Source organism: Pseudosulfitobacter sp. DSM 107133 (genome assembly GCF_022788695.1).
Classification (GTDB): domain Bacteria; phylum Pseudomonadota; class Alphaproteobacteria; order Rhodobacterales; family Rhodobacteraceae; genus Pseudosulfitobacter.
Genome location: NZ_CP085154.1, coordinates 284,887 through 306,672, shown reverse-complemented (window position 1 = coordinate 306,672; position 21,786 = coordinate 284,887). Strand labels below are relative to the sequence as shown.

The window sequence follows — 21,786 nt, the reverse complement described above, 5'->3', positions numbered from 1 at the left end:
CCCGTGCCAGTTTTCAGACCTTGTTCCTTTGAAGGTGACCCCATGCTTCAACCCGCCACCACATCGCAGGACGCCCACCTGCCGCAGCTGACCCTGACCCGAAATCCGGGCATGGATCTGGACATGAACTGGGTCCGCGCCGTGCAGGCCAACACCTCGGCCATCGAACGCCGCGCCGCGACACTGCCCGCCCGCCGATCGGTCAAGAAGGACTATCAGGCGGCATGGCTGCTCAAGGCGGTGACCTGCATCGACCTGACCACCCTGTCCGGCGACGACACCGCCGCCCGCGTCCGCCGCCTGTGCGCCAAGGCGCGCCAGCCGGTGAACGCTCAAGTGCTGGCGGCGCTGGACATGCCGGGCATCACAACCGGCGCGGTCTGTGTCTATCACGAGATGGTCGAAACTGCTGTGGCCGCGCTGGAGGGGTCGGGCATTCCGGTCGCTGCCGTTTCCACCGGCTTTCCCGCGGGCCTGTCGCCCTTTGACCTGCGCATCGAGGAAATCCGCCGCAGCGTCGCCGCAGGGGCATCCGAAATCGACATCGTCATTTCCCGTCGGCACGTTCTGGAAGGCAACTGGCAGGCGCTCTACGACGAAATGCGCGAAATGCGCGCCGCCTGCGGCGATGCCCACGTCAAGGCGATCCTTGCCACCGGCGAATTGGGCACCCTGCGCAACGTCGCCCGCGCATCACTGGTGTGCATGATGGCCGGTGCCGATTTCATCAAGACATCCACCGGCAAGGAAAGCGTGAACGCCACCCTGCCCGTCAGCCTGACCATGATCCGCGCGATCCGCGACTATTACACCGCCACCGGCATCCACGTCGGCTACAAACCTGCGGGTGGCATTTCCAAGGCCAAGGACGCGATCACCTACCTTGCCCTGATCAAGGAAGAGCTCGGCGCACGCTGGCTGCAACCCGACCTGTTCCGCTTTGGCGCGTCGTCCCTGCTGGGCGACATCGAACGCCAGCTCGAACACCACGTCACCGGCAACTATTCCGCCGCTCACCGCCATCCGATGGGATAAATCATGACCGTGAAAGAGATTTTTCAGACGATGGACTATGGCCCCGCCCCCGAATCCGCCGAAGAAGCCCTGACATGGCTTGTCGATCAGGGCAGCCGTTTCGGCCATTTCATCGACGGCCAGTTCACCAAGCCCGCCACAGGCTTTGACAGCACCAACCCCGCCACGGGCGAGGCACTGGCGACCCTGACGCAGGCCACACAGGCCGATGTGGACAAGGCCGTGGCCGCCGCCCGCAAGGCACAGCCCAAGTGGGAAAAACTGGGCGGTCCGGGCCGCGCACGCTCCCTTTATGCTATCGCGCGTCTGCTGCAAAAACACAGCCGCCTGTTCGCGGTGCTGGAAACGCTCGACAACGGCAAACCGATCCGCGAAAGCCGCGACATCGACATTCCACTGGCGCAGCGGCATTTCTACTATCACGCGGGCATGGCCCAGCTGATGGAAGACGCCCTGCCCGACCGCGCGGCACTGGGCGTCTGCGGCCAGATCATCCCGTGGAACTTCCCGCTGCTGATGCTGGCCTGGAAAATCGCGCCCGCACTGGCGATGGGCAACACCGTGGTGCTGAAACCTGCCGAATACACCTCGCTGACCGCCATCCTGTTCGCCGACATCTGCCGTCAGGCCGGCCTGCCTGCGGGGGTGGTCAACATCGTCACCGGCGACGGGGCGGTGGGCGAAATGATCGTGAACGCCGACGTGGACAAAATCGCCTTTACCGGCTCGACCGCCGTGGGCCGCCGCATCCGCGAGGCCACCGCAGGCACCGACAAGGAACTGACGCTGGAGCTGGGCGGCAAGTCCCCCTACATCGTCTTTGACGACGCCGATCTGGATTCAGCTGTCGAGGGGCTGGTTGATGCCATCTGGTTCAATCAGGGACAGGTCTGCTGCGCAGGATCGCGCCTGTTGGTGCATGAACCCGTGGCGGAACGGTTCTATACCAAACTGCGCGCCCGCATGGACAAGCTGCGCATCGGCAACCCGCTGGACAAAAGCATCGACGTGGGCGCCATCGTGGATGCGACCCAACTGAAAACCATCACCGACATGGTCGCCGCCAACGGCGATGGCGACATGCACCAGACGGTGTGCGACATGCCCGCGCGCGGCTGTTTCTACCCGCCGACGCTGATCACCGGCCTCGATACCGCGCATCCCTTGATGCAAGAGGAAATCTTTGGCCCGGTTCTGGTCGCCACCACCTTCCGCACACCTGCGGAAGCGGTCGAGCTGGCCAACAACACCCGCTACGGGCTGGCGGCAACGCTGTGGACCGAAAACATCAACCTTGCGCTGGACGTGGCCCCCAAACTGGCCGCCGGTGTGGTCTGGACCAATGCCACCAACCTGTTCGATGCCGCCGCAGGGTTCGGCGGCGTGCGCGAAAGCGGCTTTGGCCGCGAGGGCGGCTGGGAAGGGCTGGCCGCTTACACCAAGCCAAAAGATGCAAAGAAACCCCTGCCTCTGATCGCGCCGTTCGAGGGTGACAAAGGCCCCGCCGAGGGTATCGACCGCACCGCCAAGCTGTACATCGGCGGCAAACAGGCGCGCCCCGACGGCGGCTATTCGGCGCCGGTCTATGGCAAGAACGGCACCCTGCTGGGGCACGCTTCCCAATCGGGCCGCAAGGACGTGCGCAACGCGGTTGAGGCAGCGCAGGCGGCCAAGGGCTGGGGCAAGACCACCGGCCACCTGCGGGCGCAAATCTTGTACTACATTGCCGAAAATCTGTACGCACGTGCGGACGAATTCGAAGCCCGCCTGAACGCCCTGCAAGGCGGGCGCACCGGCGCGCAAGAGGTCAGCGACAGCATCAACACCCTGTTCACCGCAGCAGCCTGGGCCGACAAATACGATGGCCAGGCCCACGGGGTTCCGATCCGTGGCGTGGCGCTGGCAATGAAAGAACCCACCGGCGTGATCGCGGCACTCTGCCCCGATACACACCCTCTGCTGGGTCTGGTGTCGCTGATGGCCCCCGCCATCGCCATGGGCAACCGCATCATTCTGGGCGCGTCGCAACCCTTTCCGCTGGTGGCCACCGATTTTTACCAGATCCTCGATACGTCGGACGTACCTGCCGGCGTGGTCAACATCCTGACCGGCCCGCACGAGGCACTGGCCGGCACAATGGCCCGCCACATGGACATCGACGCGGTCTGGTCCTTCTCGGATCCGGCCCTGTCGGAAACCATTCGCAAGGGTTCGGCCAGCAACCTCAAACGCACATGGATCGCCGCCAGCCTGCCCGCAACAAAAGACGCGCTTGCCGCCGCGACGGAGATCAAGAACATCTGGATTCCCTACGGCGAATAACCCGCTTTCTTTTGGCCTGAAATATCCCGGAGTTTGAGGCAGAGCCTCAACAAGAAGCGCCCGCCAAAGGCGGGCGCAAACATCGCATGACCCGTCAGGGTCTCATTTTCCGATCACTGCGCGGGTATCACTCAGGCAGCGGGCCGGTTTCCAGCCCGACAGGCTTGCCCACAACGACAAACTGCAACCCGTCCGGGTCCAGCAATTCGCCCGCGACCCGTTTCACATCCGCCAGGGTGACCGCTTCGACCTTTTCGTTGCGTGTGGCAATATAGTCGATCGGCAGGCCCAGCATCTGCATCCCCACCATGATCCGCGCAATCGGCGCATTGCCGTCAAAACGCAACGGATAGGCCCCGGTCAAAAAGGTCTTGGCGTCGCGCAGCTCGTCCTCCGTCACCCCTTCCGAGGCGGCCTTGGCCCACTCTTCGCGGATCACCGAAATCGCCTCGGCAATCCGGTCGTTGGCCGAAGCCACGCGCCCCATGTAAACAGCAGCGAAATCGCGCGGAACCAGATAGGAATACACCCCGTAGGTCAGCCCGCGCTTTTCACGCACCTCGGTCATCAGCCGGCTTTCAAACGACCCGCCGCCAAGGATCTGGTTCAACACGGTGGCCGCAAAGAAATCGGGATCGTCCTGCGCCATGCCGCGCTGGCCAAACAGCGCCACGGATTGCGGCGTGTCAAAGTCGATAACGGTCACGCCCGCCGGAATGTCCACATCCGCCATCTGCGGTTCTGGCGCACCTGTGTCGGGCAGATCGCCCAGCAGGTGGTCCAGCAGCGGCCCCAGCTCTTCGGGGGTGATGTCGCCCACCACTCCGACATACATCCGGTCCTTGGCCAGCACCGCGTGCTGCGCCGCCACCAGATCATCGCGCGTCAGGGCCGAAACACTCTCGATCGTGCCACGATAGGGCGTTGCATAGGGGTGATCGCCATAGGCCAGCTTGTCGAACTCACGGCTGGCCAATTCGTCGGGGTCCTTGTCGTCCGAGGCAAGCCCGGTCAATACCTGCTGGCGCACGCGCTCGACCGCGTCCGGCGCAAAGCTCGGCTCAAGCAACGAGGCCCGCAGAAGATCGACCGCCTGATCACGGTTCTCGGTCAGAAAGCGCGCCGACACGGCCAGCGCGTCGTCGCCAACGTCATAGCTGAACGACGCGGCCAGACCTTCCAGCGCACGGGCAAAGGCGCGGGCATCCATGTCGCCCGCCCCTTCTTCCAGCAGCCCCGTCATCAGGTTGGTTGCCCCCCGTTTGCCGGGCGCATCCAGCGAGGCACCGCCGCGAAACCGCAGTTCCATTGCCGTGAACGGAATCGACGGTTCCTGCACCAGCCATGCAGTGATCCCGCCGGGGCTGACAACTTCGGTGATCTCGACCTCGGCGCGGGCCGGCAGCGCCAGCACCACGGTCATCATCAATGCAAGGATATATCTCATTGGCCTGCCTCCACGGGTTTCGCCAGCCATCCGGTGACCGATCCTTCGATGCGCAGCACCTTTTTCGCCACGGCCATGATGTCGTCAGCCGTCACCGCCTGCAGCACATCGGGCCAGTCCTGCACATCCGCCACCGTCAACCCCGAGGCCAGCGCCGCGCCATAGCGGTTCGCCACGCCGTCGGCGTCATCGCGGGCATAGATCTGCTGCGCCCGCAATTGCAGCTTGATCCGCTCCAACTGCTCGGCATCCACGCCGTCCTTCATGAAGCTGGCCAGCGCCGCGTCCATCGCATCCTCGGCCTGTTGCAAGCTGACATCCGGGCCGGGCACCACGATCAGGTCAAAGGTCGTGTCATCCAGCGAAACGCCGCTGTAGAAGGCGCCCGAATAGACCGCCACCTGCGTGTCGAATTGCAGCTTTTCCGCCAGATAGGACGTGGTGCCGCCTCCGAGGATCTCGGCAAGGATGGTCAGCGCTGCCGCGTCTTTCTGGTCACCCGCGTCCCGTTCAGGGGCCAGATAGGACCGGTTCACATAGGGCTGTGCCACGCGCGGATCGCGAAAGATCACCCGGCGTGCAGCGGTTTGCGGCGGCTCTTCGGTGCGGAAACGTTCGGGCAGGTCCGGCTCGGCCGGGATCACCCCGTAATAGGTTTCGGCCAAGGTCTTGACCTCGGCAGGGTCCACATCGCCCGCCACCACAAGGATCGCGTTATTGGGCGAATAATAGATGTCGTAAAAGCTCAGCGCATCCTCCAGATCCAGCGTCTGCATCTCGTGCATCCAGCCGATCACCGGAACCCCGTAGCGGTGGTTCAGGTATTGCGCCGCGTTCATCTGCTCGCCAAACAGGGCACGCGGATTGTTCTCGGTGCGCATGTTGCGTTCTTCGATGATCACATCGCGTTCTGTTTCGATGTTTTCGGGGGTCAGACGCAGGTTTTCCATCCGGTCCGCTTCCATCTTCATCATCAGACCCAGCCGGTCCGAGGCGACGCGCTGGTAATAAGCGGTGTAATCATAGCTGGTAAAGGCGTTGTCACGCCCGCCATTGGCCGCGACCGTCGCAGAAAGCTCTCCGGCTTCCATGTTGTCGGTGGCCTTGAACAGCAGGTGTTCCAGGAAATGCGCCACGCCTGACGATCCCTTGGGCTCGTCTGCCGATCCGGCCTTGTACCAGACCATCTGTGTGACAACCGGAGCGCGATGGTCTTCGACCACCACGACCTGCATGCCATTGTCCAATTCGAATGTGGTGACGTTTTCGTTTGCTGCCAAGGCTGCCATTGGCAACAGGGCTGCGATCAATGCCAGTACGGCGCGCAAATGGGTCATGCGGAATCCTATGTCGGTCGCTGATACAAAGTCAGATGGTCATGCAACCGCCAGGTTCAAGCGTGGTGCCGCCTTTGTGACCTAGTTGCGGAAACCGGTGTTGATCGGGGGGGATGATGGGGTTGGTACGCCCGCACGGCGATAGGCTCTGGCCACTTTGCCCGCATCAATCGCCTGACGCTTGTAGGCCTGGTTGTAGCGGTCGACCGGCACGATGCGATATTGCGTCAGGCGGCCCCGACGTTTGCGGAACGCTTCATCCTCGGCGGCCAGTGTCGCGCGGATATCGGCGGTGCGGCCAAAGCGGCTGGCGTGGTTGACAACCGCGCCGTCGCTGGCGGGAATGGCAGCCGTAGGCGACCCACGGCGGCCCCCCAGTTTGTCCACGCTTTCGTCAAGCGGGCGCAGATCGACAAGGTTCGCCTGCCCCGGGGTCGGGCTGGGCAGCGCCGAATAGCTTTCAGGCTCTTGCAGCGGCTTGGACGGCGTCACGATAAATTCATCCGGCCCGTCCGAGGTGCCACGCAGATCGCGCAAACCCGTGTTGGCGCAAGCGCCCAAAGCCAGCGTCACCGTCAATGCCATCAGTCCGCGTATCAGGCGCATCGCCGTCTCCCACCAATTGCCCAAACAGGCCCTTGCCCACTGACTTATCGCAGCAGGCGGGGCAATGTCACGCCCGCTTTTTGTCCTGCGCGAAAATCACCAGGCCGATTGCGCCAGCAAAAATAAAGATATCGCCGACATTGAACACAAACGGGTTATTGATGGTACAGCATGACATGTTCAGAAAATCCAGAACATAGCCATAGATCAGACGGTCAACAACATTGCCCAGCGCGCCGCCAATCAGCAGGCCGGCGCTGACAAACACGATGGGGCGCTGCTGCGCGCCGCGCAGCCACCACAGAACGGCACTACAGATCAGCAGCGCGATGACAATCAACGCCCAACGCGCCAGATCGCCATCACCGTTCATCAGGCCAAAGTTGATGCCCCGGTTCTCGCCATAGCGAAAGTTCAGCAGTGGCGGCAGCACGTCAATCGCGCGCACCCGCGCCAGTTCCATGCCGTGCACCACGGCATATTTGCTGGCCTGATCCAGCACCAGGGCGACCAGCGCCCATATGGCAATCAGACGCATCCGCTTAGTGCCGGAAGTGGCGCATGCCAGTCAACACCATCGCCAGACCCGCCTCGTCCGCTGCCGCGATCACTTCGTCATCGCGCATCGAACCACCGGGCTGGATGATCGCCGTGGCGCCGGCTTCGGCAGCGGTGATCAGACCGTCGGCAAAGGGAAAGAACGCGTCAGAGGCAACCACGGACCCTTGCGTCAGCGGCTGGGACAGACCCAGCGCCTCGGCCATGTCCTGCGCCTTGCGCGCGGCGATGCGCGTGCTGTCCACGCGGCTCATCTGGCCGGCACCGACGCCCACGGTCGCGCCGTCCTTGACGTAGATGATGGCGTTGGATTTGACGTGTTTCGCAACGGTCCATGCAAACAGCAGGTCGTTCAGCTCCTGCTCGGAGGGCGCGCGTTTGGTCACCACTTTCAGATCTTCGCGGGTGATCCGGCCGATGTCCTTGTCCTGCACCAGAAATCCGCCTGCCACCTGACGCACGGCCAATGCGGCGGCGTCAGCGGGTGCCAGACCGTCGGTGGTCAGCAAACGCAGGTTTTTCTTTTGGCTGAAAATATCCATGGCCTCGGCGCTGGCACCGGGCGCGATCACAACTTCGGTAAAGATTCCGGTGATCTCGCGCGCCGTGTCGGCGTCCAGCGGCTGGTTCAGGGCGATGATGCCCCCAAACGCGCTGGTGCGGTCACAGTCGAACGCACGGTTGTAGGCCTCTTTCAACGTGGCCCCACGCGACACGCCGCAGGGGTTGGCGTGTTTGATGATGGCGCAGGCGGGGCCTTGGGCCGGATCAAACTCGCTGACCAGCTCGAACGCCGCGTCGGTGTCGTTGATGTTGTTATAGGACAGTTCCTTGCCCTGATGCTGCTTGGCGGTGGCGACACCGGGGCGCGCGCTGCCATCGGTGTAGAACGCCGCACCCTGATGCGGGTTCTCGCCGTAGCGCAGACCCTGCGCCAGCGTCCCTGCAAAGCTGCGGCGGCGGGGTGTGCCACCGACTTGCGCCGCCATCCATGTGCTGACGGCGGTGTCATAGGCCGCCGTGCGCCCGTAAGCCGTCTGTGCCAGACGCTGCCGCAGGGCATAGGTGGTCTGACCGTCGTTGGCCTCAAGCTCGGCCAGCACCACGTCATAATCCTCGACATCCACCACGATGTTCACAAACCCGTGGTTCTTGGCCGCAGAGCGGATCATCGCAGGGCCGCCGATGTCGATGTTCTCGATCACCTCGTCATAGGCCGCGCCCTTGGCGACGGCTTCCTCGAAGGGGTAGAGGTTGACCACCACCAGATCAATCGCACCGATGTTGTGGGCGTCCATCGCCGCGCGGTGGTCGGCATTGTCACGCAGGGCCAGCAGACCGCCGTGCACCACAGGGTGTAAAGTCTTGACCCGCCCGTCCATCATCTCGGGATAGCCGGTGACATCCGCCACGTCCTTGACCTCCAGACCAGCCGCCCGCAGCGCCGCCGCGGTGCCGCCGGTGCTCAGCAATTCGACCCCCCGCGCGGCCAGGGCCTGACCGAATGGCACTAGGCCGGTCTTGTCAGATACGGAAATCAGCGCGCGGCGCACGGGATAGAGGTCGGTGGTCATGGTGTTCAGCAGCCTTTTTGCGGCCTAATCGGCCAAATCAAGTTCATCTCGGGACAGGTCCCTGATGCCAATGGCAGTCTCCTGCGCCTTGGACAAGGACCAGCGAATGCGCGTGGCATACTGCATTGCGCGCCCCTTGAGAACGATCTGTTGTGTCGCACGTGGCTTTAATCGGCCTTTTTCCAGGTAAACGCTTGGATCAAGGGCCAAATCAAAATTTCCATCATGCCGGAAAACCCAGATTTCACCGCTTTTCAGCGCCATCGAGATGGCAGCACCACCCAAATCAAGGGTCGCGTCGACCTCGGGATGCAAATGAAACCGGATGGCAAAGGGCACGCCTTGCAACTTGCTGGCGTCCAGCGCGCGATCAAACCGGCGCTTGTCGGTGTCATCCAGCGCCAGCAACATATCCTCGCCCGCCATGCCGCGCCCGTCAAAGGTCAGCTCGAGCGTGCGCGCATGGGTCAGGCCGTGGGTGCTGACGAAACCGTCATGGCCGCCCTGAAAGCGGATGCCGTCGTTGACCTGGCTCATTTCGATGGGCACCGACTGCGGCGTGTCCACCAGCATCTCTGTCGGCCCCGAACTGTCGGCATCGCCCAGCCGTGCGCTGGAATAACCGTCCAGAACCAGTGTGCTGTGCGAGGGCGTTGCGCGCCCCGCCCGCCGCCATTCCGCACCGAACGATCCGCCGGGACCGCAGTTCACGATCAACGGTCGCCGCCCCGAGGTCAGCTCGAAGGCCAGCGTCGAGGCATGGGCATTGCGGCTGGCCTTGCCACTGGCGGGCGGGCTGGCATCCACGATCACGCTGGTGCGCCCCGCGCTCAGCCGTGCATAGCCCATCGACAGCCCGTCCGGTTGCCGTGTCTTGATACCGCTGGCGGCCAATGCGTGATCCAGCCAGCCTTCTTGCCCGCGTCCGCCGCCATGGAACCGCGCCAGCGCGCCGTCGGAATGGCGCAAGGTGCGCAAGGTCGGGGCCACGCGTTCGATGGCGTCCAGATGGGCGGCGGGGGCTTCGCGCCCTGCCTCGCTCAGCGTGGCAGCGGCCCATGTCAGCAGGGTGAACACATCCAGCAGTTCTTCGGGATTGCGGGTGGGCAGGCCGCCCTGATCGTCGATCTGAAGCGCGCATTCACGCGCCAGCGCCTTGATCGCGGGTTCCGCCAGCACCTCCATGCCTTCCAGCGACAGCCCCGCATAAATCAACCCCGTCAAGGCTTCGAAACGCGGCAGGCCGGGGGCGGCGGATTGCCAGCGTTTCGACAAGAACCGCGTTTGCTGGGCCAGCGACAGATAGAACGCATCCCCCAGCGCCTTGTCCTGCCCGCGCAGAACAAACAGCGCATGGTTGATCCACCGGATCAGCCGCCGTCCTGTCAGATCCGGTGTCCAGCCCGCGCCCGATCCGCGACCAAAGCGGTCGATCCAGCCCCACAGCCACCGCTGCGCCGCTTCGCGCGTCGTGATGTCTCCGACTGCGGCCAGATCGTCCAGCCACGCAAAACCGTGCAATTCATCGGAAAATGCCGCGTCCGGCACCGTCAGATCCCACAATCCGACATCGGGTGCCGCAATCAAGTGGCCCGCAAACAGGTAGTTGCCCGCCGACAATTGCCGCCCACGGGCATAGCTGCCGATGGTCTTGGGTTCGGGAGAAGACACAAATGCCGTCGCCGCCCGCGCGCGCGTCGCCAACCGTGCATGCAGCCGGTTGAGAAAGCGCGCTTTTCGCGCGGTGAACCCGATGGGTTCAGACATGTGTGTATCCCGTCATGGGGTCTGTCTCGCTGCCTCGTGCACTGTGGCGGTGCGCTCTGATGGCGCTTGCAGCAGATGATAACCCGTATGATGGGTCAAGTCACCGTTCTTTGCGCAGCACCGCGATGTAAAATCCGTCCATCCCGCCAAGGTCGGCCCAATAGTCGGGCCGCAATCGCAATCCGCCCTCTTCGGTGATCCAGCCCGTGTCGATGCCCGCCACCTCCAGCGCAGCGCGATCCACGGCCATATCGCCATGCCGTTCCAGCGCCTCGATCACCTGCACCTCGCCCTCGTCCGGCAACAGGCTGCATGTGCAATAGACCATGCGCCCGCCCGCTTCGAGCAGCCCCCAGGCGTGGTCGATCATCTGCGCTTGCAGGTCGATCAGCCCGCCGAATTCGCTGCCGTCCTTGGCATGGGGCAAGTCGGGGTGCCGCCGGATCGTGCCCGTGGCGGAACAGGGCGCATCCAGCAGGATCGCGGGCCAGCTGCCTTGCAACTCCAGCACATCGCCAGCCTGCACCGTCGCTTTCAGCCCCGTGCGTGTCAGGTTTTCGCGCAAGCGGCCCAGACGGCTTTCGGAAATATCCACCGCCGTCACATCAGCGCCGGTTGCAGCCAGTTGCAGCGTCTTGCCGCCCGGAGCCGCGCACAGGTCCAGCACGCGGGTGCCGGATTGCGCCTGCAACAACCGCGCGGGAATGGCGGCAGCGGCATCCTGCACCCACCAGTCGCCGGCCTCGAACCCTGCCAGAGCCGACACCTGCCCGGCATCCGCCACGCGCACCGATCCGGTTGGCAGAACTGTGCCACCAACGGCTTTCGCAACGGCCTCGGCATCACCCTTCACGCTCAGATCCAGCGGCGCGCCCGCGAAATGCGCGGCCTCCATTGCCAGCATCGCCTCGTTGCCCCAAGCCTCTGCCAACGGACCACGCAGCCATTTCGGCAGACGCGGCACCCGCAGGGCCTCCCATTGCGCGGGGCCGGTGTCGGCCACCTTGCGCAGGACCGCGTTCACCAGCCCCTTGAGGTGGCCATAGCGTTTGTGGCGGCTGATGATCTGCACCAGATCATTCACCACCCCATGCGCCGCACCGCCGTTGCACAGCTCGACCGCGCCCAGCCGCAGCGCGTTCAGCACTGTCAGCGGCGGCACCTTGTTCAGGTGTTTCTTTAGCACGCGGTCCGCGCGTTCCAGCCCGCGCAGCGTATCCGTGGCCAGCCGCTGCGCGCGGGCACGGTCGGGTGCGTCCAGCCGGTCCAACTGTCCCGCGCCGATCAGTTCGGCCATCAGGCGGCCGTCTTCCTGAATCTGGTCCAGCAGCCAGATGGCACTGCGCCGTGCGGGAATGCCCGACTGCGGTTTGCTCGTCTGCGGTTTGCCCGCTTCTGGTGTGCTCTTGTCTGCCATATCGCGCCCTCGCGGGTTGTTCTGTTCCCCAAGGGGCGTATATCAAGGGGTGAGACAGGGAAAGCACCCATACGATGACAGACGAACCGAAATCCGACCTGCCCACCGATTTGCCCCCCGCCGCCCGGCGCGCCTTGGCCGAGGCCGAAGCCCGCCGCAAGGCTGCCGAACCACTGGACCTGCCCACCGAACACGGCGGGCGGATCAACGGGCTGGAGCCTGTGCGCTATGGCGATTGGGAGAAGAAGGGTCTGGCGATAGATTTCTGAGGCGCGTGCGGCGAATGCCGACTTTGACCTCGCAGTGACACTGTTAAAGGGAATGGCAGGCACTTCGGAAATGACCGCCCAAACAGTTCATTCCTATTGGATCACCGCCTCTGGCCGCGAAGGGTTCTGCGGTTCTGCCGATGCTTGCTTTCCCTATTGGAGCTTTACCAAAACCGTTATCTCGATCTGCGCCTTGAAGTTGGTCGAAAGCGGCAGGCTTGATCTGGACGCCACGCTGACAGGCACGCCTTACACGCTTCGACAGTTGCTTGGGCATACTTCAGGCTTGGGGGACTATGGGCAATTTCCTGAATATCATGCGGCCGTCGCGGCTGGGGAAACGCCATGGACCCGCGACAGGCTAATTGATGTGGCGCTTGCCAATGGCATGTTGTTCGCGCCAGCACAGGGCTGGTCATATTCCAACATCGGTTACATGTTCGTGGTCGAGTTGATCGAAGCGACCTTGGAAATGCCATTTCGTGAGGTCATTGCCGATATGGTGTGCAAGCCGTTGGGGCTGACCAGTATCGAGCTTGCAGAAACACGTGAACAGTTTCAGCGGGTGCATTGGCAGGCGGCGACCGGATACGATCCAAAGTGGGTCTACCATGGCTGTCTGATCGGAAACGCCCCCGACGCCGCGCGGCTGCTGCACGCGCTTTTGGCGGGTCGACTGTTGCAGCCCGCGATCTTGCGCGAAATGTTGGATGCAAAATACCTTGGCGGTGCTCTTCCTGACCGCCCATGGACAGAATGCGGATATGCGCTTGGCCTGATGTCTGGCGCAATGAAACAGGCGGGCAAGGCTGTCGGACACTCTGGTGGCGGACCGTTCTGCGTGAATGCGGTCTATCATTTTCCAGACGTCAGTGACCCTGTCACTGTCGCTTCGTTCACCGAGGGAACCGCCGAGGGTGTTGCCGAATTTGCAAACATGAGGCTGGCCACAAGTCAATGACCGGCAGAGGGGCCTGCTGATCGGGTTCCGCAAATCCGTCTTGTCCGGTCACATCTGCCGAACATCCGCCTCCAGCGCCGCGGCCAGCAGATCATAGACCAGCCTGATCCGGCGATTCGTCTGCACTTCGCGGTGAACGGTCAGCCATGTGGACACCATCACGGGCGCGATCTGCGGCATGATCCGCACCACGTCCGGCGTGTTGCGGGCCACGGTTTCGACCATGACCGTCACGCCCAACCCCTGACGCACCATTTCCCAGACCGCGACACCGCTGGCCGAGGTCGCCCGTATCATCGCCGCTGTCACCGGCAGGCCGTGCCGGTTCAGCACATCGACCCCCGCCGCATCCGCGTCAAAGCCGATGAAGTCGAGGCGCTGGAAATCGGCCAGCGTTTGCGGGGTGCCGTTCTTGTACAGATAATCGCGAGATGCGTACAAATATGCTGGCACATCTGGCAGCTTGCGGGCGATCAGCTCGGGCTGTTTCGGGGCCACATGACGAATGGCAATGTCCGCCTCGCGACGTTGCAGGTCGCGCACCGCGTTGCTGGCGATCACGTCGACTATGATGCCGGGGGCGGTCTTGCGCAGGTCGGCCAGAACGGCGGGCAACCAATAGGCGGACATCGCATCGCTTGCAGTGATGCTGACGCGCCCCTCCAGATTATCGGCGCGGCCCGCGGCGGCCATAGCCAACGCATCCGCCGCCGCGCCCATCCTGCGCACATGGGCCAGCATGTCCTGCCCCGCAGGGGTCAGCACCAGCGAACGGCCGACGCGCTCGAACAACACCACGCCCAGCGCCGCCTCAAGTGCCGCGACCTGCCGCCCCAAAGTCGGTTGTGTCAGCCCCAGCGCCCGTGCGCCCGCCGACAGCGACCCGTGTTCCGCCGTCGCCAGAAATCCGCGCGCCTGTGTCCAGTCGATGTTCTTATCCATGCATTTATGCATAATCAAAGTACGGATTCAGGCAATTTCTTTTTAAGCAGCGCCCCGCTAGCTCTGCGTCAACCTGAACAGAAAGACCGACCATGCCCAGCTCTGCCGCCTTTTGGACCAAAGCCGCCCCGAAATACGCCAAGTCGCCCATCAGTGACTTGGCAACCTATGAACACACGCTTGCGCGCACCCGTGCGTTTCTGCCACCCGATGCCAAGGCGCTGGAAATCGGCTGTGGTACGGGCACCACGGCGTTGAAACTGGCGGGGGACGTGAAAAGCCTGCTGGCCACGGACATCGCCGAGGGCATGATCGCGGTGGCACAGACGAAACCCGCGCCCGCCAATCTGCGATTTGCCACTGGCATCCCCGGCGATGCCGCACTTGCGGGCGAAGCCCCCTTTGACGTCGTGCTGGCGTTCAACCTGCTGCATCTGGTGCCCGACCTGCCGCAAACCTTGCGGACCGTGCATGGGTTGCTACGCCCCGGTGGCCGGTTCATCAGCAAATCGGCCTGTCTGCGCGATGGCAGCATGTTTTTGCCGCCACTGATCTGGGTGATGCAACGCATTGGCAAAGCGCCCTATGTGGGCAATTTCAACGCCGCCCATCTGGAACAGGCCATCGCACAGGCGGGGTTTCGGATCGAGGTGGCCGAAACGCACGGCAAGGGGTTCAGCCGTTGTGTCGTTGCCACAAAGGTCTAGCTCCGGTGTCAGATGCCAAGCGCGCCGACTTTTGGGTCACACCGCTGCCCCATAGCGCGTAGCTATGTCCGAAGGACCGGACGGGGGCCAAGCGGTCATTCGTGAAAAATGTAGCGAACGGCTGGAATGAGCCCTGAATGATCTACCCACACAGGGCAGTGCCTGACCGCGGGTGGGCATCGGGACGTTGGTTAGTGCCACTTTATGTCTCGTCTTTGGCGTGGGGGAGAATAGGTGAAACACGGTGAGGAAGCGCCCGCCCATGGGGCGGTCGGGCGCTGCCCGGCGGTGCTACGCACCTTGATTCCGGGCTTTGGTGAAGTGCGGCTCTGTCCCGCCCACGAGACTTTGGCGTCGACTGTGCCGAAGGGCCGGTCTGGACCCTAGTTCAGGCGAAACGCCGCGCTGTCGCCCTGCCCCTTGTCCGAGGTGAAACGGATGCGTCCGGGTTCGACCCGGACCTCCTGACAATTGTAACCCAGCGCATCGCCGCCCCAGTACAGGTCGCGGCAAAAATAGCTGCCCTGCCATTTCCATGTGCCGGTCACGTCCCAGGCCGCACCTTTGCCCGCGATGCTGCCATCGGGGCGCACTTCGATCCTGACCAGCGGACGGGTCAGGGTCTTGCCGCTGACCAGCTTGACGAAATCGGTCTGCGAGGTCACCACGTTTGACTCTGCCCAGACAGGCAGCGCAACACTCAACGCCGCGAAGATCGCACTGATACTGAGTTTGGAGGGCATCGCTGAACTCTCGGCTGCATTCGGGTACACCAAGAGATACGGACGCCATCGCCGTTTGGTTCAAAAATTCCGAAATGTCGGCGTCAGACCCGCAGGCCTCAGTCGTTCAGCCCCAGAACGTCCATCATGTCGTAGGCCCCCGGTGCCTTGTCCTGCGCCCACTTCGCGGCCCGAATCGCGCCACGGGCAAACAGAACGCGGTCGGTCGCCATGTGGCGCAGCACGATACGCTCGCCGGCGCCTGCGAACATCACGTCATGTTCGCCCACAATATCGCCGCCGCGAATCGCGCTAAAGCCGATGTCGCCGCGTTTGCGTGCGCCGGTGATGCCGTCGCGCCCGCTGTCGCGCACATCGTTCAGCACCACGCCACGGCCTGCGGCGGCGGCCTCGCCCAGCATCAGCGCGGTGCCGGATGGCGCGTCGACCTTGTGGTGGTGGTGCGCTTCGATCACTTCGATGTCGAAATCTTCGTCCAGGGCCGCGGCCACGCGTTTGGTCAGCTGCACCAGCAGGTTGACCCCCAGGCTCATATTGCCCGCGCGCACGATGGCGCAGTTTTTCGAGGCCGGTTCCAGCGCCGCAATCTGGGCGTCGGTCATGCCCGTGGTGCCGATGACATGGGCCACACCTGCGTCGGCGCACAGGGCCGAAAACGCCAAAGTCGCTTCGGGGGCGGTGAAATCAATCACCACCTGCGCCGCCGCAATGGCTTTGGCCGCGTCATCCGTCGCAACCACACCGCTGGCCGCGCCGCCCATCGCCTGCCCCACATCCTGCCCGACCCAGTCGTGGCCCGCACGTTCAATGGCGGCGGCCAGATGCACACCATCCGTTTCGGCAATGGTGCGGATCAGCATCTGGCCCATGCGGCCAGAAGCTCCGGTGACGGCAATTCCTATCGTGTCGGCCATGGTCGTATTCCCTGAATAAGCGGTTTGTCGCAGGTCTAGCCTGTGCGGTGCCGCTTGGCAAAGTGTCTGGGCTGTCCTAGATGGGGTATATGGCAAAGAACAAGTCCCCTGACGGAGCCGGTCCGTCCCAGCGTCAACTTCGGGTTGGTGAATTGATCCGCCGCACCTTGTCCGAGGTGCTGGCACGCGGTGACGTGCACGACCCCGATCTGAACCGCATGTCGATCACCGTGGGCGAGGTGCGTACCTCGCCCGACCTGAGAATCGCAACGGCCTATGTGCTGCCCTTGGGTGGTGAAGGAAAAGACGAGGTGCTGAAGCTGCTGGCCCGCAACAAGGGCGAGCTGCGGCATGTCGTCGGCAAAAAGCTGGCGCTGAAGTTTGCGCCCGATCTGCGGTTCCAGCTGGATCAGACATTTGACCAGATGGACGACACCCGCCGGATGCTTGCGCAGGATGCGGTGCGTCGGGACACCGACACCTGATGCGCGCGGCACTGATCGGTGCGTTGGTCTGGCTGGCCTGCGGGCCGGTCTGGGCGACAACCTGCGAAAACCGCAGCCATCTGGGCAACTCCTATACGGTGTGCACGGTCGATCTGACGCAGGAAAAGCTGCACCTGTTCCTGCGCGATGACAACGACAAGGTTTATGGCGGGTTCAACGCGATCAATCAGGCCCTGGGCGCAGATGGCAAGACGCTGGGTTTCGCGATGAATGCGGGCATGTACCACGAAGACCGCGCGCCCGTGGGCCTGTATCTGGAAGACGGCCACCAAGAGATGGGGCTGGTGACATCCGCCGGACCGGGCAACTTTGGCCTGTTGCCCAACGGTGTGCTGTGTTTGCGCGACGGGCGGGCCGATGTGATCGAGACCTTGCGTTTCGCGCGCGAGAAACCGGCCTGCACCGATGCGTCGCAATCCGGCCCCATGCTGGTGATCGACGGTGAGTTGCACCCGCGCTTTCTGGTTGATGCCACCTCGCGCTATGTGCGCAACGGGGTTGGCACCACGGCGGACGGGCACATAGCGCAATTCGTGATTTCCAACGGCCTTGTCACCTTTTACGAATTCGGCAGTTTCTTTCGCGATGTGCTGAACCTGCCGCAAGCGCTGTATTTCGATGGCAACGTGTCGCGGCTGTATGCCCCCGATCTGGGGCGGCACGATCCGGGCCGCCGTTTGGGGCCAATCATCGGCACCGTGGCGCGCAAAGCGCCGTAAGCGTCACGAATTGACAGCACAGACGCGCTCGGCTAGGCCGCACGCTCTGATTTTCACGTTGATCCGACACGACAGACCAAGGGGGCACCATGGGCCGCAGATCCAAAGGACGCGACATTTCCGGCTGGCTGGTCATCGACAAGCCCGCAGGCCCGACATCGACCACCGTGGTGAACAAGGTGCGCTGGGCGCTGAATGCCAAGAAGGCCGGCCATGCGGGCACGCTGGACCCTGACGCCACCGGCGTGCTGGCGATTGCGCTGGGCGAGGCGACCAAGACGGTCCCCTACATCACCGACGCGCTCAAGGCGTATACATTCACCGTGCGGCTGGGTCAGGCCACCAACACCGACGACGCCGAGGGCGAAGTGATCGCGCAATCGGACATGCGCCCGACTGACGACCAGATCAAGGATGCGCTGGGCACATTCGTGGGCGACATCATGCAGGTGCCGCCGCAGTTCTCGGCGGTCAAGATCGACGGGCAGCGCGCCTACAAGCGGGCCCGCGACGGCGAGGAAATGGAGATTGCGGCGCGGCCCCTGTGGGTCGAGGAGCTGCTGATGGTGGGCCGCCCCGATGCGGATCATGTGACGCTGGAAATGACCTGTGGCAAGGGCGGCTATGTGCGGTCGATCGCGCGCGATCTGGGTGCGGCGCTGGGGTGTTTCGGCCATGTGCGCGAACTGCGCCGCATCTGGTCGGGGCCGTTTGATGCTGCTGATGGGCTGACCATGGAGCAGGTCGAGGCGATGGCGCACGACCCCGCGCTGGACGCCCATCTGCGCCCGGTCGAGGAAGGGCTGGCCGATCTGCCGGAACTGAAAGCCACCGCCGAGGGTGCAGTGCGCTTGCGCAATGGCAATCCCGGCATGGTGCTGCCGTCGGACGTGGAATATGGCGACGAGGTCTGGGTGTCTTTCGAAGGCAAGGCCGTGGCTGTGGGCCGCTATAAGGCGGGCGAGGTGCATCCGGCGCGTGTGTTCAACCACTGACGGCGCAGGTCGCTAGGGGCAGGAGCCTCCGGCGGGGATTTTTTGAACCAGAGAAGCCGGGCCGGTTGATTGACCTTCAACCCGCCAGGGCACCATAACGGCGGCATGATTACACGCACACATACCAAGGGCGACGCGCCGTCGACGGCGGTTTATTCGGACTGCGAGCGGTATCGCTATAGCCTGACGCGGGTTTGGGATGACAGCGCCACGCGGGTGACCTTTGTCATGCTGAACCCGTCAACCGCGACCGAGGTTCAGAACGACCCCACGGTCGAGCGTTGCGAGCGGCGGGCGCGCACGCTGGGCTATGGCGGGTTTTGCGTGACCAACATCTTTGCCTGGCGGGACACCGACCCGCGCAAGATGCGGGCCGCTGCGGATCCGGTCGGGCCGCAGAATGATGCCGCGATTGCACAGGCCGCCGGTTGGGCCGATGCGGTGATTGCCGCATGGGGCACGCACGGGGCGCATCTGGAACGAGGAGCGGCCGTGGCGCGGCTGCTGGACGGCGTGGGGAAACCGTTGTTTCATCTGGGTCTTTCCAAAGCCGGACATCCGCGCCATCCACTGTATCTGCCCTATTCCCAGGCACCCGAAACCTGGCATCCAGACACCCCGACATTATCGCGCGGTTAACCATAGGTTTGAAATGGCTTTGAAATTTACCCCCATCTGTGGCCTTATTTCCAAGGGATTTTCCATAGAGAGTTTGGGCGCAGATGTTGTGGTTGGCGGGATTGATGGGCTTGATGACTGTGGGCGCGGTCAGCTTTGTGGACATGTCCACACATGGCGATGATGCCGATGCGGATATGCCCGAGGACCAAGCGGTTCCAGACAATGCACCGCGCATTGGCGATGACATCGACCTGACGGCATCTGGCCCTGACGATACCGACGCTTTTGAAACCGCAACCGCTTCGATCCTCGCAGGGGTCGCTGACACCGAAACCATGACCGGCACCGAGGACGACGACCAGATCGGCGGCTATGAGGGGGACGACACCATTCACGGCGGCAGCGGCGACGACGACATTTACGGCATGGACGGCGACGATACGCTGGACGGCGATGCGGGCGACGACACTTTGCATGGCGGTGCCGGACGCGATCTGGTGCATGGCGGGTCCGACGATGATGTCTTGTACGGCCACAATGACGACGACAGCCTGATCGGTGACGACGGCAACGACACACTTCAGGGATCACAGGGCAATGACCTGCTGATGGGCGACGATGGCGACGACGCGCTGCATGGCGGGCTGGATGATGACACGCTGGACGGTGGAGCGGGCGCGGACACGCTGTTTGGCGGCTGGGGCAATGACGTGGTGATCGGACTGAATCACGACGAAGACACCGGCGCAATCACCGACGGCAGCGACAAGGATTTCCTGAATGGCGGCGGCGGCGACGATCTGATCGTGGCCGGTGCCGAGGACGTTGTCACTGCGGGTGACGGGGCGGATACGGTCGTGACGGGCGATTGGGTCGCGGACGGGCTTTCGGTTGAAATTCTGGATTTCAACACGGGCGACGACAGCCTTGTGCTGGTCTGGAATGACGACGATGCCGCGACCGAGCCCGACATCGCACTGCACCCTGACCCGGATGATTCTGACATCATGCATGTCACGATGGATGGCGTGGTTGTGGCGAACATCAGCGGTGGCGGCGATCTGACCCTGGGCGACATCGCGTTGATCCCGCTGAGCGCGGCACAGGGCAGCGGTATCGCCAGCCTTTGACCCAGACAAAATTTGCGGCGCGAATAATTCTTTGCCTTCGCGCGGGAATCCCCCTATACGCCCCCATCGCCGTTGCGCATTGGTGCAACTGCGTCTTTCTCCATGGGCCCTGCTGGACGACATCCCGGCTTGCGCCATCACCTTAACCTTTTGAAAAGGAGACCCCGATGTCGATTACTGCTGAAGAAAAGCAACGCGTCATGAAAGAATTCGCAACTGCTGAAGGCGACACTGGTTCGCCCGAAGTGCAGGTTGCCATCCTGACAAGCCGCATCTCTACCCTGACAGAGCACTTCAAGACCCACAAAAAAGACAATCACGGTCGTCGTGGTCTGCTGAAAATGGTTGCCCTGCGCCGCAAGCTGCTGGACTACCTGAAGGGCAAAGACGAAGCACGCTATCAGGACCTGATCAAACGTCTGGGCATCCGCCGCTAAGTTTGAGATTTCATCCTGACGCTGCTCAAGAGCCGCGTCGGATCAGAACGCCCGCCCTAACCGGCGGGCGTTTTTGCGTTCCTGAAAGCGCATTCACAAGATGAGCAATTCACAGGCCACCCGCGTCAATCAGTCCAGTTTTGTTGCAATTTCATCGTAACTTGGGCGGTTTTCCTGCCATTGCACCAGGATTTGGTCCCTTTGTCTTTCATTCGCGCAGTATCATTCCGTGTCATGGGGCCGCAATCAACAACCCTGGCGCGAAATCGGCTACATCACGTGGACCGGCCCCTCCGAATAAGAAAATCGCCAGGCACAGGGACAGAAGGATGCCCTTATGACGACGAAACTGTTGATCGGGCTCGACGGCAAAAGTTCGGGTGACCGCGCTTTGACCTTCGCCGAAAACCTCGCAAAGCTGATCGGAGACGCTGAACTGCTGGTCGTTTATGTGATCGAATGGTCGCCCTATTCGTTCCAGACGCCTGAAGAAAACGCGGAACGGCACAAACGTCGCGAAGAGGAAATCTCGACCGCGATGGAACGGGTGGTGACGCCGGCGCTGGAGCGGCTGGAAGCGGCTGGCATCAAAGCGCAAGGCATGGTGCGCCACGGCAATGTCGCAGACACGCTGGATTCGACCGCGGCCAAACAGAACGCCGCGCAAATCATTGTCGGACGGTCCACCGAATCCGGGTTGAGCAAGCGCATTTTCGGCAGCTCCACCGCCAATCTGGTTATGGGTGCAAATGTGCCTGTGACGGTCGTGAGCTAAGGAG

Annotated in this window: 22 protein-coding genes; 12 read left to right on the top strand and 10 right to left on the bottom strand. The window is 63.1% G+C overall.

Going from position 1 to position 21,786, the window contains the following annotated elements; genetic code table 11:
- Positions 1 to 42: 42 nt before the first annotated feature.
- Both deoC and DSM107133_RS01480 read left to right on the top strand, forming a co-directional pair.
- Entirely contained in the window at positions 43 to 1,035 is a 993-nt protein-coding gene (gene deoC / locus DSM107133_RS01485; protein WP_114293044.1) for a deoxyribose-phosphate aldolase, read from the top strand.
- Between the two features lie 3 nt (positions 1,036 to 1,038).
- Positions 1,039 to 3,357 (top strand): aldehyde dehydrogenase family protein, encoded by a 2,319-nt coding sequence (locus DSM107133_RS01480; protein WP_114293043.1) that lies wholly within the window; start codon positions 1,039 to 1,041, stop codon positions 3,355 to 3,357.
- A 127-nt stretch (positions 3,358 to 3,484) separates the two neighbouring features.
- On the opposite strand, the gene DSM107133_RS01475 is transcribed toward DSM107133_RS01480, so the two are convergent.
- The 7 genes from DSM107133_RS01475 to DSM107133_RS01445 all read right to left on the bottom strand — a co-directional run bounded on the left by DSM107133_RS01475 (position 3,485) and on the right by DSM107133_RS01445 (position 12,063).
- Positions 3,485 to 4,804 carry a pitrilysin family protein gene (locus DSM107133_RS01475; protein ID WP_114293042.1) on the bottom strand — a complete coding sequence of 440 codons (1,320 nt, stop codon included), beginning with the start codon at positions 4,802 to 4,804 and terminating at the stop codon, positions 3,485 to 3,487.
- A complete protein-coding gene (locus tag DSM107133_RS01470) occupies positions 4,801 to 6,141 on the bottom strand; it encodes a pitrilysin family protein (protein WP_114293041.1) in 1,341 nt (446 codons plus the stop codon). The genes DSM107133_RS01475 and DSM107133_RS01470 overlap by 4 nt, the downstream gene beginning before the upstream one ends.
- An 81-nt stretch (positions 6,142 to 6,222) precedes the next feature.
- Positions 6,223 to 6,747 (bottom strand): DUF3035 domain-containing protein, encoded by a 525-nt coding sequence (locus DSM107133_RS01465; RefSeq protein ID WP_114293040.1) that lies wholly within the window; start codon positions 6,745 to 6,747, stop codon positions 6,223 to 6,225.
- A gap of 67 nt (positions 6,748 to 6,814) precedes the next feature.
- Positions 6,815 to 7,285, bottom strand: a complete 471-nt coding sequence (lspA, locus tag DSM107133_RS01460; RefSeq protein ID WP_114293039.1) for a signal peptidase II — start codon at positions 7,283 to 7,285, stop codon at positions 6,815 to 6,817.
- 4 nt (positions 7,286 to 7,289) lie between these two features.
- Positions 7,290 to 8,879 (bottom strand): bifunctional phosphoribosylaminoimidazolecarboxamide formyltransferase/IMP cyclohydrolase, encoded by a 1,590-nt coding sequence (gene purH / locus DSM107133_RS01455; protein WP_114293038.1) that lies wholly within the window; start codon positions 8,877 to 8,879, stop codon positions 7,290 to 7,292.
- A 24-nt stretch (positions 8,880 to 8,903) separates the two neighbouring features.
- Positions 8,904 to 10,646: a heparinase II/III family protein gene (locus DSM107133_RS01450; protein WP_114293037.1), complete on the bottom strand. Its 1,743-nt coding sequence runs from the start codon at positions 10,644 to 10,646 to the stop codon at positions 8,904 to 8,906.
- Between the two features lie 100 nt (positions 10,647 to 10,746).
- On the bottom strand, positions 10,747 to 12,063 hold the full coding sequence (locus tag DSM107133_RS01445; protein ID WP_114293036.1) for an RsmB/NOP family class I SAM-dependent RNA methyltransferase: 1,317 nt from the start codon (positions 12,061 to 12,063) through the stop codon (positions 10,747 to 10,749).
- 74 nt (positions 12,064 to 12,137) lie between these two features.
- On the opposite strand from DSM107133_RS01445, the gene DSM107133_RS01440 reads away from it, so the two are divergent.
- Together DSM107133_RS01440 and DSM107133_RS01435 are read left to right on the top strand one after the other, a co-directional pair.
- The gene (locus tag DSM107133_RS01440; RefSeq protein ID WP_114293035.1) at positions 12,138 to 12,332 is read left to right on the top strand and encodes a DUF1674 domain-containing protein; all 195 of its coding nucleotides are present in this window, start codon (positions 12,138 to 12,140) and stop codon (positions 12,330 to 12,332) included.
- A 70-nt stretch (positions 12,333 to 12,402) separates the two neighbouring features.
- Positions 12,403 to 13,293 (top strand): serine hydrolase domain-containing protein, encoded by an 891-nt coding sequence (locus DSM107133_RS01435; RefSeq protein ID WP_114293110.1) that lies wholly within the window; start codon positions 12,403 to 12,405, stop codon positions 13,291 to 13,293.
- Between the two features lie 48 nt (positions 13,294 to 13,341).
- Here the strand turns inward: DSM107133_RS01435 and DSM107133_RS01430 are convergent, their stop codons facing one another.
- Positions 13,342 to 14,235: a LysR family transcriptional regulator gene (locus tag DSM107133_RS01430; protein ID WP_114293109.1), complete on the bottom strand. Its 894-nt coding sequence runs from the start codon at positions 14,233 to 14,235 to the stop codon at positions 13,342 to 13,344.
- A gap of 92 nt (positions 14,236 to 14,327) precedes the next feature.
- Between DSM107133_RS01430 and DSM107133_RS01425 the strand changes: the two genes are divergently transcribed.
- Positions 14,328 to 14,942 (top strand): class I SAM-dependent methyltransferase, encoded by a 615-nt coding sequence (locus DSM107133_RS01425; RefSeq protein WP_114293034.1) that lies wholly within the window; start codon positions 14,328 to 14,330, stop codon positions 14,940 to 14,942.
- Between the two features lie 383 nt (positions 14,943 to 15,325).
- Here the strand turns inward: DSM107133_RS01425 and DSM107133_RS01420 are convergent, their stop codons facing one another.
- Both DSM107133_RS01420 and dapB read right to left on the bottom strand, forming a co-directional pair.
- A complete protein-coding gene (locus tag DSM107133_RS01420; RefSeq protein ID WP_243253575.1) occupies positions 15,326 to 15,715 on the bottom strand; it encodes a dihydrodipicolinate reductase in 390 nt (129 codons plus the stop codon).
- 68 nt (positions 15,716 to 15,783) lie between these two features.
- Positions 15,784 to 16,599 carry a 4-hydroxy-tetrahydrodipicolinate reductase gene (gene dapB / locus DSM107133_RS01415; protein WP_114293032.1) on the bottom strand — a complete coding sequence of 272 codons (816 nt, stop codon included), beginning with the start codon at positions 16,597 to 16,599 and terminating at the stop codon, positions 15,784 to 15,786.
- 89 nt (positions 16,600 to 16,688) lie between these two features.
- On the opposite strand from dapB, the gene rbfA reads away from it, so the two are divergent.
- From rbfA to DSM107133_RS01380, 7 genes are all read left to right on the top strand, one after another.
- The gene (gene rbfA / locus DSM107133_RS01410; RefSeq protein ID WP_114293031.1) at positions 16,689 to 17,084 is read left to right on the top strand and encodes a 30S ribosome-binding factor RbfA; all 396 of its coding nucleotides are present in this window, start codon (positions 16,689 to 16,691) and stop codon (positions 17,082 to 17,084) included.
- Positions 17,084 to 17,824, top strand: a complete 741-nt coding sequence (locus tag DSM107133_RS01405; protein ID WP_114293030.1) for a phosphodiester glycosidase family protein — start codon at positions 17,084 to 17,086, stop codon at positions 17,822 to 17,824. Before rbfA ends, DSM107133_RS01405 begins: the two co-directional genes overlap by 1 nt.
- 89 nt (positions 17,825 to 17,913) lie before the next feature.
- The gene (gene truB, locus DSM107133_RS01400) at positions 17,914 to 18,819 is read left to right on the top strand and encodes a tRNA pseudouridine(55) synthase TruB (protein ID WP_114293029.1); all 906 of its coding nucleotides are present in this window, start codon (positions 17,914 to 17,916) and stop codon (positions 18,817 to 18,819) included.
- Between the two features lie 105 nt (positions 18,820 to 18,924).
- Positions 18,925 to 19,458: a DUF1643 domain-containing protein gene (locus tag DSM107133_RS01395; protein ID WP_114293028.1), complete on the top strand. Its 534-nt coding sequence runs from the start codon at positions 18,925 to 18,927 to the stop codon at positions 19,456 to 19,458.
- A 104-nt stretch (positions 19,459 to 19,562) separates the two neighbouring features.
- Positions 19,563 to 20,570, top strand: a complete 1,008-nt coding sequence (locus DSM107133_RS01390; protein ID WP_240310483.1) for a calcium-binding protein — start codon at positions 19,563 to 19,565, stop codon at positions 20,568 to 20,570.
- A gap of 167 nt (positions 20,571 to 20,737) precedes the next feature.
- Positions 20,738 to 21,007, top strand: coding sequence for a 30S ribosomal protein S15 (gene rpsO, locus DSM107133_RS01385; protein WP_114293026.1), 270 nt, complete (start codon positions 20,738 to 20,740; stop codon positions 21,005 to 21,007).
- Between the two features lie 337 nt (positions 21,008 to 21,344).
- Entirely contained in the window at positions 21,345 to 21,782 is a 438-nt protein-coding gene (locus DSM107133_RS01380) for a universal stress protein (protein WP_114293025.1), read from the top strand.
- Positions 21,783 to 21,786 lie beyond the last annotated feature (4 nt).

Coding starts and splice junctions, on each gene's coding strand:
- DSM107133_RS01480 (WP_114293043.1), top strand. CDS start 1,039: ATGACCGTGAAAGAGATTTTTCAGACGATGGACTATGGCCCCGCCCCC.
- DSM107133_RS01390 (WP_240310483.1), top strand. CDS start 19,563: ATGGGCTTGATGACTGTGGGCGCGGTCAGCTTTGTGGACATGTCCACA.
- DSM107133_RS01435 (WP_114293110.1), top strand. CDS start 12,403: ATGACCGCCCAAACAGTTCATTCCTATTGGATCACCGCCTCTGGCCGC.
- DSM107133_RS01380 (WP_114293025.1), top strand. CDS start 21,345: ATGACGACGAAACTGTTGATCGGGCTCGACGGCAAAAGTTCGGGTGAC.
- truB (WP_114293029.1), top strand. CDS start 17,914: ATGGGCCGCAGATCCAAAGGACGCGACATTTCCGGCTGGCTGGTCATC.
- purH (WP_114293038.1), bottom strand. CDS start 8,879: ATGACCACCGACCTCTATCCCGTGCGCCGCGCGCTGATTTCCGTATCT.
- DSM107133_RS01395 (WP_114293028.1), top strand. CDS start 18,925: ATGATTACACGCACACATACCAAGGGCGACGCGCCGTCGACGGCGGTT.
- DSM107133_RS01440 (WP_114293035.1), top strand. CDS start 12,138: ATGACAGACGAACCGAAATCCGACCTGCCCACCGATTTGCCCCCCGCC.
- dapB (WP_114293032.1), bottom strand. CDS start 16,599: ATGGCCGACACGATAGGAATTGCCGTCACCGGAGCTTCTGGCCGCATG.
- DSM107133_RS01445 (WP_114293036.1), bottom strand. CDS start 12,063: ATGGCAGACAAGAGCACACCAGAAGCGGGCAAACCGCAGACGAGCAAA.
- rbfA (WP_114293031.1), top strand. CDS start 16,689: ATGGCAAAGAACAAGTCCCCTGACGGAGCCGGTCCGTCCCAGCGTCAA.
- DSM107133_RS01405 (WP_114293030.1), top strand. CDS start 17,084: ATGCGCGCGGCACTGATCGGTGCGTTGGTCTGGCTGGCCTGCGGGCCG.
- DSM107133_RS01430 (WP_114293109.1), bottom strand. CDS start 14,235: ATGGATAAGAACATCGACTGGACACAGGCGCGCGGATTTCTGGCGACG.
- DSM107133_RS01425 (WP_114293034.1), top strand. CDS start 14,328: ATGCCCAGCTCTGCCGCCTTTTGGACCAAAGCCGCCCCGAAATACGCC.
- lspA (WP_114293039.1), bottom strand. CDS start 7,285: ATGCGTCTGATTGCCATATGGGCGCTGGTCGCCCTGGTGCTGGATCAG.
- DSM107133_RS01475 (WP_114293042.1), bottom strand. CDS start 4,804: ATGAGATATATCCTTGCATTGATGATGACCGTGGTGCTGGCGCTGCCG.
- deoC (WP_114293044.1), top strand. CDS start 43: ATGCTTCAACCCGCCACCACATCGCAGGACGCCCACCTGCCGCAGCTG.
- DSM107133_RS01450 (WP_114293037.1), bottom strand. CDS start 10,646: ATGTCTGAACCCATCGGGTTCACCGCGCGAAAAGCGCGCTTTCTCAAC.
- DSM107133_RS01470 (WP_114293041.1), bottom strand. CDS start 6,141: ATGACCCATTTGCGCGCCGTACTGGCATTGATCGCAGCCCTGTTGCCA.
- rpsO (WP_114293026.1), top strand. CDS start 20,738: ATGTCGATTACTGCTGAAGAAAAGCAACGCGTCATGAAAGAATTCGCA.
- DSM107133_RS01465 (WP_114293040.1), bottom strand. CDS start 6,747: ATGCGCCTGATACGCGGACTGATGGCATTGACGGTGACGCTGGCTTTG.